Source organism: Melaminivora alkalimesophila, from assembly GCF_000282995.1.
Lineage (GTDB): Bacteria > Pseudomonadota > Gammaproteobacteria > Burkholderiales > Burkholderiaceae_C > Melaminivora > Melaminivora alkalimesophila.
In genome coordinates this window covers 1-688 of sequence record NZ_ALEE01000762.1, presented here as the reverse complement: position 1 = coordinate 688, position 688 = coordinate 1, and the positions used below count along the sequence as shown (strand labels likewise).

At 69.2% G+C, this 688-nt stretch carries 1 protein-coding gene; it reads left to right on the top strand.

Annotation, left to right across the window (positions count from 1 at the left end; genetic code table 11):
* Positions 1–113: 113 nt before the first annotated feature.
* On the top strand, positions 114–688 hold a 575-nt coding region (locus A612_RS14720), incomplete at its 3' end, for a class I SAM-dependent methyltransferase (RefSeq protein ID WP_019375207.1).

Below are 688 nucleotides of genomic sequence, written 5' to 3'. Positions count from 1 at the left end.
GCCAGCCGCTGACGGCCCGTGGCGGGCCGCCCTTTGGCCGAATAGCCACACATGCCCCAGGCCGATGCGGGGTTGTCGCGGTGCGCGCGCAGCGGCTCCCCTAGCATCGCGCCATGAGCACCACCCACTTCGGATTCCAGTCGGTCGACGAGCACGAGAAGGCGCGCCGCGTGCGTGGCGTCTTCGACTCGGTGGCACCCAAGTACGACCTGATGAACGACCTGATGTCGGGTGGGCTGCACCGCGCCTGGAAGGCCTACACCGTGCTGGTCGCCAATCTGCGCGAGGGCGACCAGGTGCTGGACATCGCCGGCGGCACGGGCGACCTGGCGCTGGCCTTCGCGAAGAAGGTCGGGGCCACCGGCCAGGTGGTGCACACCGACATCAACGAGGCCATGCTGCGCACCGGGCGCGACCGCCTGATCGACGCCGGCGTGGTGCTGCCGACGGCGGTGTGCGACGCCGAGCGGCTGCCCTTTCCGGACAACCATTTCGACCTGGTGAGCGTCGCCTTCGGGCTGCGCAACATGACCCACAAGGATGTGGCGCTGCGCGAGATGGCGCGCGTGCTCAAGCCGCGTGGCCGGCTGCTGGTGCTGGAATTTTCCAAGGTCGCCAAGCCGCTGTCCAGGGCCTACGACTGGTATTCCTTCAAGGTGCTGCCGCGCCTGGGGCAGATGGTGGCGGG